17 protein-coding genes are annotated in these 14,480 nt (G+C 67.7%); 8 read left to right on the forward strand and 9 right to left on the reverse strand.

Translation table 11 applies throughout. From position 1 onward, the window contains the following. Nucleotides 1–90 precede the first annotated feature (90 nt). Complete coding sequence (locus ACZ3HV_RS40325; protein ID WP_465692705.1) at nt 91–1,326, reverse strand: MFS transporter; 1,236 nt, start codon at nt 1,324–1,326, stop codon at nt 91–93. A gap of 123 nt (nt 1,327–1,449) precedes the next feature. On the opposite strand from ACZ3HV_RS40325, the gene ACZ3HV_RS40330 reads away from it, so the two are divergent. The 7 genes from ACZ3HV_RS40330 (at nt 1,450) to ACZ3HV_RS40360 (ending at nt 6,555) form a co-directional block, all read left to right on the forward strand. Continuing rightward, nucleotides 1,450–2,334 (forward strand): LysR family transcriptional regulator, encoded by an 885-nt coding sequence (locus ACZ3HV_RS40330; protein ID WP_465692707.1) that lies wholly within the window; start codon nt 1,450–1,452, stop codon nt 2,332–2,334. Between the two features lie 186 nt (nt 2,335–2,520). After that, nucleotides 2,521–3,336 carry a hypothetical protein gene (locus tag ACZ3HV_RS40335; protein ID WP_465692709.1) on the forward strand — a complete coding sequence of 272 codons (816 nt, stop codon included), beginning with the start codon at nt 2,521–2,523 and terminating at the stop codon, nt 3,334–3,336. Between the two features lie 143 nt (nt 3,337–3,479). Beyond that, nucleotides 3,480–3,842 carry a trehalase-like domain-containing protein gene (locus ACZ3HV_RS40340; RefSeq protein WP_465692711.1) on the forward strand — a complete coding sequence of 121 codons (363 nt, stop codon included), beginning with the start codon at nt 3,480–3,482 and terminating at the stop codon, nt 3,840–3,842. 186 nt (nt 3,843–4,028) lie between these two features. Beyond that, the gene (locus ACZ3HV_RS40345; RefSeq protein ID WP_465692712.1) at nt 4,029–4,841 is read left to right on the forward strand and encodes an alpha/beta hydrolase; all 813 of its coding nucleotides are present in this window, start codon (nt 4,029–4,031) and stop codon (nt 4,839–4,841) included. Nucleotides 4,842–4,859: 18 nt separating this feature from the next. Continuing rightward, nucleotides 4,860–5,099: a hypothetical protein gene (locus ACZ3HV_RS40350; protein WP_465692714.1), complete on the forward strand. Its 240-nt coding sequence runs from the start codon at nt 4,860–4,862 to the stop codon at nt 5,097–5,099. An 813-nt stretch (nt 5,100–5,912) separates the two neighbouring features. Next, nucleotides 5,913–6,110 carry a three-helix bundle dimerization domain-containing protein gene (locus ACZ3HV_RS40355; RefSeq protein WP_465692716.1) on the forward strand — a complete coding sequence of 66 codons (198 nt, stop codon included), beginning with the start codon at nt 5,913–5,915 and terminating at the stop codon, nt 6,108–6,110. Nucleotides 6,111–6,222: 112 nt separating this feature from the next. After that, entirely contained in the window at nt 6,223–6,555 is a 333-nt protein-coding gene (locus ACZ3HV_RS40360) for a hypothetical protein (protein WP_465692718.1), read from the forward strand. A gap of 12 nt (nt 6,556–6,567) precedes the next feature. Here ACZ3HV_RS40360 and ACZ3HV_RS40365 read toward each other — a convergent pair whose 3' ends face one another. The 4 genes from ACZ3HV_RS40365 to ACZ3HV_RS40380 form a co-directional block, all read right to left on the reverse strand. Beyond that, the gene (locus tag ACZ3HV_RS40365; protein ID WP_465692720.1) at nt 6,568–6,906 is read right to left on the reverse strand and encodes an alpha/beta fold hydrolase; all 339 of its coding nucleotides are present in this window, start codon (nt 6,904–6,906) and stop codon (nt 6,568–6,570) included. A gap of 13 nt (nt 6,907–6,919) precedes the next feature. After that, nucleotides 6,920–7,468, reverse strand: coding sequence for a VOC family protein (locus ACZ3HV_RS40370; protein WP_465692721.1), 549 nt, complete (start codon nt 7,466–7,468; stop codon nt 6,920–6,922). A 57-nt stretch (nt 7,469–7,525) separates the two neighbouring features. Then, complete coding sequence (locus ACZ3HV_RS40375; protein ID WP_465692723.1) at nt 7,526–8,542, reverse strand: LuxR C-terminal-related transcriptional regulator; 1,017 nt, start codon at nt 8,540–8,542, stop codon at nt 7,526–7,528. A 242-nt stretch (nt 8,543–8,784) separates the two neighbouring features. Beyond that, a complete protein-coding gene (locus tag ACZ3HV_RS40380) occupies nt 8,785–9,708 on the reverse strand; it encodes a phosphotransferase family protein (RefSeq protein ID WP_465692725.1) in 924 nt (307 codons plus the stop codon). A gap of 186 nt (nt 9,709–9,894) precedes the next feature. On the opposite strand from ACZ3HV_RS40380, the gene ACZ3HV_RS40385 reads away from it, so the two are divergent. Then, nucleotides 9,895–10,113, forward strand: a complete 219-nt coding sequence (locus ACZ3HV_RS40385; RefSeq protein ID WP_465692727.1) for a hypothetical protein — start codon at nt 9,895–9,897, stop codon at nt 10,111–10,113. A 161-nt stretch (nt 10,114–10,274) separates the two neighbouring features. Here ACZ3HV_RS40385 and ACZ3HV_RS40390 read toward each other — a convergent pair whose 3' ends face one another. The 4 genes from ACZ3HV_RS40390 to ACZ3HV_RS40405 all read right to left on the reverse strand — a co-directional run bounded on the left by ACZ3HV_RS40390 (nt 10,275) and on the right by ACZ3HV_RS40405 (nt 14,354). Then, complete coding sequence (locus ACZ3HV_RS40390; protein WP_465692729.1) at nt 10,275–11,033, reverse strand: hypothetical protein; 759 nt, start codon at nt 11,031–11,033, stop codon at nt 10,275–10,277. Next, nucleotides 11,030–11,695 carry an ATP-binding cassette domain-containing protein gene (locus ACZ3HV_RS40395; protein ID WP_465692731.1) on the reverse strand — a complete coding sequence of 222 codons (666 nt, stop codon included), beginning with the start codon at nt 11,693–11,695 and terminating at the stop codon, nt 11,030–11,032. Before ACZ3HV_RS40395 ends, ACZ3HV_RS40390 begins: the two co-directional genes overlap by 4 nt. Before the next feature lie 67 nt (nt 11,696–11,762). Beyond that, a complete protein-coding gene (locus ACZ3HV_RS40400; RefSeq protein WP_465692733.1) occupies nt 11,763–13,400 on the reverse strand; it encodes an ABC transporter permease in 1,638 nt (545 codons plus the stop codon). Nucleotides 13,401–13,403: 3 nt separating this feature from the next. Beyond that, nucleotides 13,404–14,354, reverse strand: a complete 951-nt coding sequence (locus ACZ3HV_RS40405) for an ABC transporter ATP-binding protein (protein WP_465692735.1) — start codon at nt 14,352–14,354, stop codon at nt 13,404–13,406. Nucleotides 14,355–14,480: the final 126 nt, after the last annotated feature.

Genomic DNA, 14,480 nt, shown 5'->3' on the forward strand with positions numbered 1-14,480 from the left:
TGTGTAACCACGATCAGCCCAGGCCAGTTGTCCGAGGCACGCAAAGGCACGTTATTTGCCCTGGGCTACAACACCGCCGCCGGGTAGTGGTCAGGCGGGGATGACAGCCGTCGATCGCCGGGCGGCGACGACCGCGGCGATCGCGCCGGCCGACAGGACTGCCGCGAAGCCGATCATCGACGGGCGCAATCCGGCGTGCCGGATGACCAGGCTGAAGGCGATCGAGGGCAGGCCCATCCCGAGGTAGGCGAGCACGAAGAACGTCGCCAGCACACCGGCGCGCGAGGCGGGCTCGGCGGTGCGGACCGCCTGGGTGACGGCACTCTTGAACATCATGCCGGCGCCGGCGCCGGCCAACGCGGCCGCGGTCAGCGCGAGCCACAGCGCCGGGTGGTAGAGCGAGGCCGCTGTCAACGCCAGGCCGATCGGGAACAGCGTCGTGCCGGTGGCGAGCACGGACCTGTCCGTCAGCCGCACGAGGGCGAGCTGAGCGACGGCCGAGGCGGCGAAGGCGGTGAACGGCGCGAGCCCTGCGATGAAGTACGACGTGATGCCGAGCTCACCGCGGACGATGATCGCGCCCAGCGAGGAGAACAGGCCCATCACGGCGAAGGCGAAGGCCCCGACGGCGGCGGCCGTACCGAAGGCGGCCCCCTGCCCAGGCTTCAGGGCGAACCGCACCGGCCGGATCCGATCAGTCACCTCGGTGTCGATGGTCTCCGGACTCGTGAGGACCAGCAGCAGCAGGAGTGCCATCAGGCCGGCGAACAGGATGTACCCGGTCCGCAGCGGCGCCGGGCCCCACTGTGCGAGAGCGCCTCCGACGAGCGGGCCGAGCGCCAGGCCGCCCAGGTTCGCGGCCGCGGCCACCAACGTGGGTACGGCGGAGCCCGTCCGTTCGGGACGTGCCTCGTGGAACAGGTCAGTGAGGTAAGCCGTCGCGGTCGATGCCATCAGCCCGATCGCGACGCCGGTCAGGATCCGGCCGACGATCAGCCCCGGCAGTGCGGGCCAGACCGCGAGGTCCACGGCCGCGAGTACGCCGACCAGCGACGCGGGCACGATGATCCGCCGACGGCCGAGCCGATCGGACAGATGGCCGAGCAGCAGGAAGGCGGCCGCGGCGCCGATGACCAGGACGGCGAAAGCGATCGTCACCGTGGTCGCCCCGAAGTGATCCCGCTGCTGGTAGATCGGCCACAGCGGCGTGGGCACGGTGCCGAACGCCATCAGGGTCAGGAAGGCGGCGGTGACGAACCAGAACCCGGCGGTGTACCGGCCGTGCGCCCGGGACACGGCGTGGGCGGATGGTGCGATGGAGCTCATCAGTAGTTTCTCCTTGGAGAGTCCGTTGGACACTTGGGAGAACCGGGCCGGAGCCGGCGGCGATACCAGCTTTCGTGCACCGGAAAGAGATGAATTCCATCTCTGTCGGAGATACTGGTCACCGTGGAACTCAGGCATCTGCGCCATTTCGTCGCGCTCGCGGAAGAGCGCAGCTTCACCCGGGCCGCGGCCCGGGAACTCATCGTCCAGTCCGGCCTGTCCACCTCGATCCGGGCCCTCGAGAAGGACGTCGGCGCACTGCTGTTCGTCCGTGGCACCCGGCCGGTGCGGCTGACCGCCGAAGGTTCGGCGCTCCTTCCAGCGGCCCGGCACGCGCTCGACGCGGCTGAGGCGGCTCAGCAGGCGGTGCAGGACGCGCACGGCGTACTCGCAGGGACCTTGCGGATCGGCGCGCTGCAGTCGAGCGGACACCGGCTGCCGGTGTCGTCCTGGGTGGCGGAGTTCGCGCTCGCGCATCCCCGGGTCGACATCTCGGTGCAGCAACTGCCGGCGCTGCAGATGGTGGACCTGGTGGCGGACGGACGCCTCGACTGCGCGCTGGTCTCGTTGGACGACACGCGGTCCGATCTCGAAGCTGTGCCACTCGAGGCGGAGCCCGTCATGCTGGCCGTCGCCACCAGCCATCGGCTGGCGCAGGCGGACTCCGTCACGCTCGACCAGTTAGAGGGGGAGCGATTCGTCGAGCCGCCGGCGCAATGGACGATCCGGGAAGTGGTCGACATCGCGTTCCGTCAGGCCGGGCTGACCCGCCGGATCGCGTGCGAGGTGAACGAGTGGACGATGCTGATCGACCTGGTCGCGGCCGGAGTCGGCGTCACGCTGACGCCGGCCGACTTCGATCTCGCCCCGCGAGTCGCCGGAGCCATCACCTTCGTGCCGCTCGCCGGAGTCGAACTGGTCCGCCGGATCGACCTGGTCCTGCCTCGGGGCCACGCCGCGAGCCCGGCCGCCCGCCGCTTCCGCGAGTACGTCGTCCGTCGGGAATGAGGGTCGCCTACGCAGTTGTCGTCAAGATCCTTGGATCCGGCCCGGCCATCGACGGACACTGACGGGTGATGGGGATGGGGCTATGGGCGTCGACGTTGTGTTCTGGAGTGTGGTTTTGCGGAGCTGGGCGAATCTGTCGGCGTTCCGATCAATCGGTTCCTGTTCTTCTACCGGCAGATCGGTGTGGTGGCGTTCGAGCTGACTGGCCTGCGCTGGCTGTTGCTGGTGTTCCCGAACACGTTCGAGTACTTCTTCATCGCTTACGAAACCGTCCGCACGCGGTGGAATCCGCTGCGTGGCGGGTTCAAGTTCTGGCTGATCGTCGCCGGTGCGATCTGGGTCTTCATCAAGCTTCCGCAGGAGTACTGGATTCACATCGCGAAGCTCGACTTCACCGACACGGTCCGTGACGTCCCGTGGTTCGGTCCGGTGGTTCTGACCGGCATCCTCGTGCTGATCGCGGTCCTGCTGTTCGTCGTACGGCCCCGGCTGCCGCAGGCTGACTGGTCGCTGCGGCTCGCGGCCGACCCGCTGCCGGCAGCGATCGCCACCGCGAGCGAACGGGCCGCGTTCCAGGCCCGGCACCGGAAGGTCTTCGACGAGGCGGCGCTGGAGAAGATCTTCCTGATCGGGCTGATCAGCGTGATCTACGGCCGGGTCCTGCCCGGGGTCGAGGCGACCAGCCTGCAGATCTTCCTCGGGGTTGCCTTCTACGCGATCATCAACGCCGCACTCGGACTGTGGGCGGCCAAGCGAGGTCACTCGTGGCAATCGGCCGGGATCTCGTTCCTGGTCGTGTTCGTCACCAACATCGTCTTGGTCTCGACCGCGGCGCTGCTGCTGCGGCGAGGCGAGGGTCGCCTCGAGCCGATCGACACCCTGTTCTTCATCTTCCTGTTCAGCATCCTGACCACGCTCTACGACCGCTACCGCCCGATCCACGACTACCGCGTCGAACTGGCGCAGGCCGAAACATCCAGAGGGGGGAGTGACCATGCCTGAGTCTCTGGCGCGCAGTCTTGCGACTTCTGGTGATCTGCATGAAGGGCCGGGGCGAAGCGTGCACCCGCCGATCGCGGACTACGCCTTCCTGTCGGATTGCGAGTCCAACTGCCTGATCGCGCCCCAGTGGTGCGGTGGAGTGGATGTGTTTGCCGCGGCACGATTCACCCAGTGTGTTCGGGGCGATTCTTGACCGCGCCGCGGGGAGCTTCCGGCTTGGTCCGTACGGCGTACAGGTGCCGGCCGCACGTCGATATCTGCCCGGCAGCCTGATGCTCGAGACGACCTGGAAGTCACCTGGCCCTGATCAATGCCATCACCCACATCATCCGCGCCGAACAAGCAGAGGGCGCGAACACCTTCATTCCGACGCACCAGCGACTCTGATCGATAGGAGATGCGCCCGTGGACTACGACACGCTCACCGTGGAGGAGCAAGGTGCCGTCCTGTTCGTGGGGCTCAACAACCCTCCGATGAACCTGCTGGGTCCCGAGCTGGTCCGTGATCTGGTGCCGCTCCTTCAGCGAGCTGAGTCAGACGATGGCGTTCAGGTGCCTGTGACATGCGAGACACAACACACTCAGGGCGTCCGACCCCGGACGCCCTGCGACTGTGTCACATCTTGCCGGGCTGTTCGGTCGTAGAGGTGTAAATCAGCAGATCGGATACTCGCTGGAAAGGATGCCCCCTGATGAAGACCATCGTTCTCGTCCACGGGTTCTGGGTGACCCCGCGCAGCTGGGAACACTGGATCGACCGCTACCAGCGGGCCGGCTACCACGTGATCGCGCCCGCCTACCCGGGGTTCGAGGTGGAGGTCGAGGCACTCAACGCCGACCCGACGCCGATCGAGGCGTTGACGGCCCCGGCGATCATCTCGCACCTGGAGTCGGTGGTCGGCGCCCTCGACGAGCCGCCGATCATCATCGGTCACTCCGCGGGCGGTGCGTTCACGCAGGTCCTGCTGGACCACGGATTCGGCGTCGCGGGGGTTGCGATCAACTCCGCGCCGACCGAGGGGGTGCGCGTCATCCCGCTGTCCCAGCTCAAGGCGTCGTTCCCGGTACTGAAGAACCCGGCGAACCGGCACAAGGCCGTCGGCCTGACGCCTGAGCAGTGGAAGTACACGTTCGCCAACACCTTCACCGAGGAAGAGTCCCTCGAGCTCTACCAGCGGTACCACGTCCCAGCATCCGGGCGGATCTTCTGGAACAGCGTGCTGGCGAACTTCGAGCCCGGCCCGCAGGACGTCCACGTCAACTACCACAACGACAACCGGCCGCCGTTGCTGTTCGTCTCCGGCAGCGAGGACCACCTCATGCCGCCGAGCGTGCAGCGGTCCAACGCCAAGCACTACAAGTCGTCGAAGACCATCACCGAGGTCAAGGAGTACGAGGGAATGCCGCACCTGCTGCCCGCGCAGAAGGGGTGGGAAGAGGTCGCCGATTACGCTCTGGCCTGGGCCGAGAAACAAGCCGGCTGGCCGGCCACGCCCAGCGCCTGAACGACGTTAGGAGGAGTCATGGCCACCGATCGCAGCGATCCGACTGGCTTTGAGGCGGACATCAGGCCCTTGTTTCGCGAAAAGGACCGCCAAGCGATGCTGAGGCACTTCGACCTCTGGTCACACGACGACGTCAGCCACCATGCCGAACGCATCCTCGCACGCCTCCGAGAAGGCACCATGCCCTGCGACCGCGCCTGGCCCCAAGAGCAGACCGACCTCTTCCAACGATGGGCCGAAACCGGAAGCCGCGAGTAAGCGGCACTGCAGCCGCATACCGCATGGAGCCGCCTCGACTATGGGGAGGCTCCGTCGGCCGAGCGCCACACGCCCTCGCGGAAGTCACCGCGCAGCAGCGTGAGATCGTCCTCCTGGCCGCCCGCCGCCTGACGAACGCTCAGATCACCGGCTCAGCTGACTGTGCCGGCAGTACCGAGCCCCTGATCCCGGCAGCGTGGATCGGCCCACTGGGGGATCGACGGACTCCGGAACGTCCGGGCTTGATGATGCGGCCTGGGCCGTGGTCGACGATGCAAGCGCCCGCGCCCGGCCGTTGCTGAGAGGTAGAACTCGGGAAATGTCGGGAAGGTTTGGATGGTGTCGAGGGGGACCCGCGCACAGGGGCAGCCGTCGCTGATCACGATGACGTCGTAGTCGCTCATTGCGGGAGCTCCTGACCGGTTCGCTCCGCGACCATGTACGTCGCGTACCACTGGGGCCATTGCTCGTCGAACTTGCCGCCGTTGCGGGCTTCGTGCTCGCCGTGGGCCGTCGCTGCGCGTTGCAGGGCCTGTCATAGGTCGTTGACCGAGGTGTAGGTCGCTTCCGAGGTGTCGATGCGGCCGGGGAGCCGGGTGGTGACCTCTTGCAACGGGTGGTGTGCCTGGTGCTCAGGTCTGGAGGAGCGCGTCGGAGAGGTGGGGGTGCCCAACGGTCTCGTAGCCGACGACCGTGACGGTGGCGAGGCGGGCGACGAGGTCGGTGCGCGGTGTGGGTATGAGGGTGAGGCGGGCGATGTCGGCGTGGTCGACGAGTCTTGTCCGGGTGCGGGGTGGGCGACATCGTGGACAGATGGACAGATCAGATGAGGAGCGTGCGATCGGTGAGGTGATCGAGCGGCTGGCCAAGCAGTTTCCGCAGGTTCCCGCGGAGGCGGTCGAGGAGGTCGTGAGTCAGTCCCGCCCCGAGTTCGACGAGGTCCCGATCCGGGACTTCGTGCCGCTGTTCGTCGAGAGGGCCGCCAGAGCACGGCTACGCGAACTCGCATAATTACGATTCGTGCACGACACCTTTCAACTGCTTGCCAGTCCGGTCGGAGGTCTGGTGCCGTTGCTGCCTCGAATCTCAGCACGGCGACCACGCCGACGGAGAGGAGGCGACCGTGTCGGAGAGTGTGGAATACGCGCTGCAGGAAGCGGGTGCGGCGTTGCGACAGGCGGTCGAGGTGTTGCGTCGTCGTCCGGTGGACGACGTGGCGGCGAAGGATCTAGTGGCGGAGTTTCACGAACTGCGGACGGTGATGTCGACCGCGGCCCTGCTGATGCAGTCGTTCCGTCTGCCGCGTTTCGCGGGTCTTCTGCACACCGAGGTGGAGCAAGGTTCCGCCGGCGTACTGGAGGGTGCCGACGCCGACCTGAGCGCCGCCTTCGACCATCTCAACCAGGCCGCAGCGGGCCTCACGACCGCCCGGCAGAAACTCGACACCCTGCACTGACCCCTGGACGCGTCAGCCCGAGGCTTCCTCCCAGACGAAGTGGCCGGAGTCGACGATGTCGTGCGTACTGTTGGGCAGATGGTCGGCGAGGAGCTGGGAGTTCACCGTCGGGATCATCGTGTCGTTGTTGCCGTTGGCAACGAGAGTGGGCTGGGTGATGCCGGCCGGGCGGCCGAGCCGGGACGGATCGGGGATGCCCCACTCGACGATCGCGTCGTACTGGGCGCGCGCGACCTCGGGGCCATTCGGCTTGTCGCCTCCCTCGGTACGGCCGAAGGCGCGCTGAACGTACTCGCGGCCGAGCGCGCGGCTGGTCTCCGTGATCTCGGCCGCCGCTGCGGTGGTTGACATGGGAGTTTCTCTTTCAGGCCTTGACGGTGGCGTTGCGGGCTTCGATGGCCTTGACGGTGTTGGCGACGGCCTTGGCCAGAACGCCCTTGCCGACGGTGCCGAGAACGAGTCCGAGGAATCGGCCCTTGAGGTTCTTGCCTTGGCGTACGACGACGGCGTCGACGGCGGTCGTGCCATCGGGCTGCGGGGTGGTGAAGGTGTAGGTGTGGCCGGAGTTGCCGCCCCACAGGTTGGAGTCCGTGGTCACCATGACGATGCGGTTCGGGTCGGACCAGTCGTAGTGCAGACGTTCCCAGACTCCGCCGGAGCCCTCGGTGACCTCGGCGTACTGCGGGCCTTGGACGTGCACCCGCAGTACGCCGACAACCGACCCAGGCTCGGCCGAGTTGATGCCTGTGCCGATGATGATCGAGCACGGAGAACCCGGCGGAGTCAGTGCAACGGTCCGCACGTCGCCGGCTGTGTCGTCGCGATCCAGCCGGAATCCCAGGGCACGGTAGAAGTGCCGGCTCCGGTCGACATCGGATACGGGTACGACGATTGCCTCGAGTTTGCTGTCCACGAGGCCATGGTCTGCTGCGCCGTACGCCGTCGCGTCCGTGAAACACACTGGTGTACGTCAGGCAGAGCGGGCCAGCGCGGCGCGGAGTTGCCGGCGGGATGTGATGCCGAGCTTGGAGTAGGTCTTGCGGAGGTGCCACTCCACGGTTCGGGGGCTGATGTAGAGCTGGGCGGCGATTTCGGTGTTGGTGAGGCCGTCGCGGGCCAGTCCGGCGATCTGTGCCTCTTGGGCGGTGAGGTCGTTCAGTGTGTCGGGAGTGCGTTTGCGGACGGTCTCGCCGGTGGCGAGCAGTTCGTGGCGGGCGCGTTCGGCGAAGGCTTGGAGTCCCATTTCGTCGAGGTGGTCGTGGGCGGTGCGGAGGTGTTCGCGGGCGTCGACTCGACGTCCTTCGCGCCGTAGCCATTCGCCGTAGAGCAGGTGCGCGCGGGCTTGTTCGATGCGCAGGTTGGTCCGGGCGAGATGCTCGATGGACTGTTGGTAGGCGTTCTCGTCGTCTCCGAGGAGGGCTCGGGCCCGGGCTTCGAGGCCGTGTCCCCAGTCGGTCGGGGTGGCCGTGGTGCGTTCGGTCAGCCAGGCGAGTGTGGTCTCGACGAGTTTGGTGTCGCCGGTCCTGGAGGCCGCCTCGGCCAGTTCGCCGACGGCCAGTACGCCGTACCCGAGGACGTCTTGCTCGAACACCCGTAACGCGGCGTCCCGGGCGGCTTCGTAGCGGCCGAGCCCGTTGTGCAGGACGGCGTTCGCGTACGTCGCGAAGGCCGCCATGCGGCCCTGTTCGTGTTCGGTCGCCTCGGCGGTGGCGGCGCGGATCAGTTCGGTCGCGGTGGTCTCGACGCCGCGGAACGCCTCGAGGAGTAGGCCGCCGTACCTGATCCGCGGGTTGCCCGTCGCCGCCGCGATGTCGCGATCTTCCTCGACCAGGTTGGCCACTGCCTTCAGATCGCCCGTCAGGCAGACGAGGTTGGCGCGGAAGTTGAGCGCGAACTGCAACTGCAGCGCCGCGGCGGTAAGCAGGAACGCCAGGGTGCGCCCGCGCCCTTTGGGACGGCGAGCAGGGTTGCTCAGGGGAATTGTCATGGATCTGTTCTCTTCCGTGCGATGGACAACCAGCCGCGTGCCGGTCGACTCATCAATATGTCCGCGCACCGGCCCGCGATGTGACAGCCCCGTCCCGATGTCACACCGCACCGGTGCGCCCGGCTTTTCTGGATAACGCCTACCCGCGACCGGCGTACTCTGTTGCCCAGAGCAACTAGAACAGTCATGGTTCTCTGACCGCGGTGAGCGCCGCGTCGACGGTGACTGATCGAGCCAGTGGACTACACGAGCAGCGTCTCGAGCTCTGGAAGTCGGCCGAACATGTCGGGTAGGCCGCGCAGGCCGTTGCGCACGGACTTGTGCGACAGCGCGAGGTCAGGGCCTGTGCTCGCCTCGACACCGGCCAGGCAGCGGAGGATGTTCCACCTTGTGTGCCCGAGCCAGCCGCTGATCATGAACACGAACCAGCTCGGTCCCGGCGCCGGCAGCGCGCCGCCCCCGGCGACGTAGCCGTCGAGGACTGAGCGGAAGATGGCGGGCTGGATGCTGTCGAAGCCAGGTCCTTTCGCGAGGCTCAGCGCGGTCGAGCCGAGCTCACCGGCCAGGTCGAGCATCCCCGAGAGTTCCCAGTCGAGCACCACCGGCCGACCGTCGCGAGCGAGCAGGTTCCACGGTTGGATGTCCTTGTGGGTCAGTACGACGGGGCCTGGCCGTTCGCAGGTGTCGACGAAGTGGGCAATCGCGAGAAACGTCTCGACCTGGGAGGCGAGCTCGTCGGCCCACGGCTGCCCGGTCGCGGCCGCCCGCTCGGCGAGCTCGGGCCAGTCCCGCGGCGCCGGGTCCTCGATCGACACGTCGGTCCACTCGACGTCCAGCGCGTGGATGCGCGCGAGAATCTCACCGATCTCGAACGCGTACGCCTCCGACACCGGCGCTTCGGGTACCTTCTCTCCCTCGACCCACCGGTGGACGAGCGTGTGGTGGCCGGCCGAGATCGGCTCTGGCATCGGAATGCCGGCGGCGAAGGCCGCCCGCTCAAACCTGAACACGTCCTCGATGCGGTAGCTCCAGCGGCGGTCGACGAGGTTCAACTCCTTCACCGCGAACGACCCCTGGTCGGTGTCGAGCCGGTACATCCGGTTGGCGAACCCGCCGTGGACGCGGATCATCGGCCCGATCGGCGCACCGAGATGCGAAAGATTCACCCCACGCACTCTAGGACTCCGACTTCATCGATGCACCGGAATTGCCAGGGATGCATGCAACCAGGCGCGGTTCCATGCCGACCACCTCGACCGCGACCTGCCGGAAGCGGGCAGCAGTTCGGCGGCACAACCGGCCTACACGCTCGCGTGATCGACCGAAAGCTTGCCTAGAGCAACACTGAGATCGTGCCCAAGCTGGGCGCCGATCTGCGCTTGACAGCCCGCCTGGAATCCGGCTTGGACTCGTTCGTTATCGACGTGCGCTCGACGGACGACTACGGCGTGAACGGGGAACTGAAGGTCCTTGTCGCCAAGACAGGCCTAGAGTCGGGCGGTGAGTTCGTCGAGCATCGTGACACAGTCTGGCGACTGCAAGGGACGTTTGCCCCCCTGCCGCCAATCTGACCGTTCACACATTCGCACGCTGTCCGAGGGTGTCGTGCGCAAAGGCAGGACCGCATTGCCAGCCTCGAGACAACCGCGTCGGCGACCGGGGGAGAGGGTTGCAGCAGTAAGTGACTACAGCCACTTACTGCTGTCTTCGGGCCGCGGTTTGGTGTCACGTGTCAGGCGACGTCTCGTCGCTTGGTGAGGAGGACCGCTGGTAGGGCGATGGCGGCGACGTACGCCGTGACTAGCAGGCCGCCCGTGGCGGCGGCGACGGTTCCGTCGACGACGGGGGCACCTGCCTGGATGAGCGCTCTCGAAGCGGCCGCCGGGAGGTACTTCGCCAGCCCGGGCTCGCGCAGCGCATGAGGGAGCAGACCCTCGATCACGAACCACCACGCGACTGCCGCGATGATCGCGAGGGCCTCGCTGCGTACGAGCGCACCCAGCCCGGCTCCCGCCAACGCGAACAGACCGGCTGCGATGATGGCTCCGAGCGCGGTGACGGCGGCGTCTCCGGTCAGTAGGTCGACGGGCAGGTCCTTGACGAGCACCACGATCGCCGTGGCGACGTACGACGCGATGAGCGTGACAGCGGCGAAGGCGGCGCCGACGATGGCGGCAGCGGCGTACTTGCCGGTGAGAAAATGACCACGACGCGGGGTGACGAGCAGCGATGCGGTGATCGTGTGGTGGCGGTACTCGCCGGCCGACGACAGCACGCCGAGCACGAAGACGATGCCCGCGACGAGCAGGCCGGGTACTGCGAGCACGCCGCGAAGGTCGTCGCGGCCGAGTGGTGCGGAACCATGGCTGCCTGCCACGATGGCGATCGCCGCGGTGAGGCCCGCGGACAGGATGATCGCGATGGTCAGCATCACCCAGGTCAGGCGGAGCCCGCGATGCTTGATCAGTTCGGCCCGGAGCAATTGGGTCATGATGGTCTCTCAGTGGTGAGCTCGAGGTAACGACTCTCGAGGCTGGTGGTCGCGTTGGTCAGTTCGGCCAGCGGTGCATGCTCGACGAGCCGGCCGCGGTTGATGATCAGGACGTCGTCGACGGTGTTGGTGAGCTCGGCCAGCAGATGACTGGAGACGAGCACTGTGCCGCCGTCGGCCGCGTACGTGCGGATGAAACCGCGCAGCCAGTGCACGCCGTGCGGGTCGAGCCCGTTGGTCGGCTCGTCGAGAACCAGTACGTCGGGCTCGCCGAGCAGTGCAGCCGCGAGCGCCAGCCGCTGTCGCATGCCGAGCGAGTAGCCGCCGACGCGTCGCGCGGCGGCGTGTCCAAGCTCGACCGTGTCGAGTACGGCGCTCACCCTGGCGGTCTCCAGGCCGGCGGCGGTCGCGTAGACCCGCAGCGCGTTCCGGCCGGTGCGGGCCGGGTGGAACACGCCTGTGTCGAGGACCGCGCCGACACGACGGGTCGGTGTGGGCAGGTCGCGGTAGGTGACCTGGTCGATGGTGGCGGTGCCGGAGGTGGGACGGGCCAGCCCGAGCAGCATCCGCAGGGTGGTCGTCTTGCCGGCGCCGTTGGGTCCGAGGAAGCCGGTGACCCTGCCACTGCGGATGTCGGCGCTGAGATGGTCGACGGCGATCACGTCGCCGTACTTCGCGATGTGCCGGGGGAGCGCCTACCACTCGCACTCGGACTCGCCCCCAGCCAGCTCAGGCTGGGAGGGTCAGGTTGCGGCGTCGAAGTGAGATCAGGGCCGCCGCGGTGAGGCCGAGGCAGACGGCGGTCAAGGCGAGCAGGGGGGAGGCTGTTACTGCCACCGCGGGCGCCTTGGGGCTGTGGGTGAACGGCGACAGGTTCTGCACCCATGTGGGCAGGTTCAGCCCAGGCCCGAACATCGGGCCGACCACGAGGGCGGAGAGGAGGATGGCCCAGCTGATCGGCACCGACCAACGCGGTACGGCGCACAGAACCGCCGCGACGGCGGCCCCCATCACCAGGATGCCTGGGACCTGCACGATGCCCGCCCAGACCAGCTCACGGACCTGGATGCCGGTATCTCCGAGAACCTGTCCGGCGGCCAGTCCCATGCTGACCGCGAACAGCACCATGAGGACGACGCAGCCGGCGATCGCGTTCACCAGGTGAGCCCTCAGCCATCGCGCCCTGGTGACGCCCGAGGCCAGTACGGACTCCAGCGTGCCACCGGTCTCGTCGGCTCGCATCCGCAACAGCACCTGTACCAGGTAGATCGCGACGAACATGCCGGCCATCTGAATGATCGAGACCTTGTAGGCGTCGATGATCTGGTCGGTTCCGCCTGTCTCGGTCCACCAGTCCTTGGCGTTGCCCTCGAGGCCTTGGATCTGCTCGGTGAGGTTGCCGAAGATCAGTCCGAACGTCGTCAGGGCCAGAGCCCAGCCGGTGAACGCACTCCGTTGTAGGCGCCACACCAGTCCGGTCGGACTCAGCAACGTTTGTCTCGCTTGGGCACGGCCGCGTCGTTCTGGCCACAAGCCGCGTCCGACATCGCGACGGGAGGCGAGCGTGACCGCGATGCCGAGCAGGATGCCGAGGGCGGCGACGGCGATGAGCAGCGGCCACCAGGCGGCACCACCAAAGGGTCGTGTCTGCTGCCCCCACCCGATGGGAGACAGCCAGGCGGGCCACGCGCTGGTCACGCGCAGGCCGGCCTGGTCGACGGTGCCGAGCATGTTGCCGATACCGCTGATCGCGAAGGCGAGTCCAAGGGCGCCGGCCGCGATACCGGCCGCAGCGCGGGTCGTCGAGGACAGCTGGCAGGTCACCGCGGCGACGCCCACCCACACCAACCCGACTGCGGCGACAGACGCGCCGGCCAGCAGGGCGCCCTCGAGGGGCTGCCCGCTGACCGCGATGCCGGCAGCGAGCACCAAGGCCAGGACGACGTCGGCGGCCATTGCCACGAGGACTCCCGCGGCCAGGCCGGCGTACCGGCCGACCACGGTGGAGCCGAGCAACTCGGCGCGGCCGAGCTCCTCGTTCTGACGGGTATGCCGGATCACGGCGAACGTGCTCATCAACGCAGCCAGTACGGCGAGAGTCACGTACTCGCGGTGCAGCATGTACCCACCCACGCTAGGCCCGGAGGTGAGCCCGAGCAGGCGCATACCGGCGTTGGCGGCCACCATCCGGGTCTCACGCACGAGGTCCTCGCGCGCGGCGAGACTCTGATCGAACATCGCCGTCGTCGCGGCCACGAACAGGCCCAATCCCGCGCACCACGCGGTCAGGGTGTAACGGTCGCGGCGTACGGCCAGGCGGGTCAGGCGCCAGGTTCCGCTGAAGTCGGCTGCCGTAACGGTGCCCATAGCTCACACCGCCTCGAGCTCCGCCGGCCGGTCGAGCTGGTCGCCGTAATGCCGCAGGAACAGCTCCTCCAATGTCGGCGGCGAGCTGGTCAGGGAACGTACGTCGTACTGCACGAGCCGCTCGAGCATGGTGTTGAGGTCGCCGGCGTCGACGCTGAACCGCGCCTTGCTGCCCTCGATGATCAGGTCGTGCAGCTCGGTCAGCGAGCCCAGGCCGGTGGGCGGCCGGACGGTCTCGACCGCCACTGTCGTGCGGGTGAGATGCCGCAGTTCGGCGAAGGTGCCCGACTCCGCGGCGCGCCCGTTCCGGATGATCGTGACCCGATCACACAGGGCCTCGACCTCGGACAGAATGTGGCTGGACAGCAGGACCGTGTGTCCACGGTCGCGGACGCCTTGGACGACGTCTTGGAACACCGTCTCCATGAGCGGGTCGAGACCCGAGGTCGGCTCGTCCAGCAGGTACAGCTCCACGTCGGAGGCGAACGCCGCCACCAGGGCGACCTTCTGGCGATTGCCCTTGGAGTAGGCCCGGACCTGCTTGGTCGGGTCGAGCTCGAACCGGTCCAGCAGTTCCGCCCGACGGGACGTCACCAGCCCGCCCCGAAGGGCCCCGAGCAGATCGATCACCTCACCACCGGTGAGGTTCGGCCACAGGTTCACCTCACCGGGCACATAGGCCAGGCGGCGATGCAGCGCCGCGGTCTCGCGCCACGGGTCGCCGCCCAACAGTGTGACGCGACCGCCGGACGCGCGCAGCAGGCCGAGCAGAATGCGAATCGTGGTCGTCTTCCCGGCGCCATTCGGGCCGAGGAAGCCATGCACCTCGCCGGCATGAACAGTCAGCTCCAGATGATCAAGTGCTCTGGTCGCGCCGAAGTCCTTGATCAGCCCCGACGCCACCACAGCATCGCCGCGGCGGGCCGGCTCTCGTGCAGTGAACACCTCATCCATAACTCCACGCTCCCGCTCAAGCGCTCCGCAGTTCAGGGACGAAAGCCCCGACCTCCCATGGACGATCGTCACCGGGACCGGGCCGCACGACTCACAGAACCCGGGCGAACCCGGGCACCCGGCGAG

The organism is Kribbella sp. NPDC020701 (assembly GCF_055562215.1).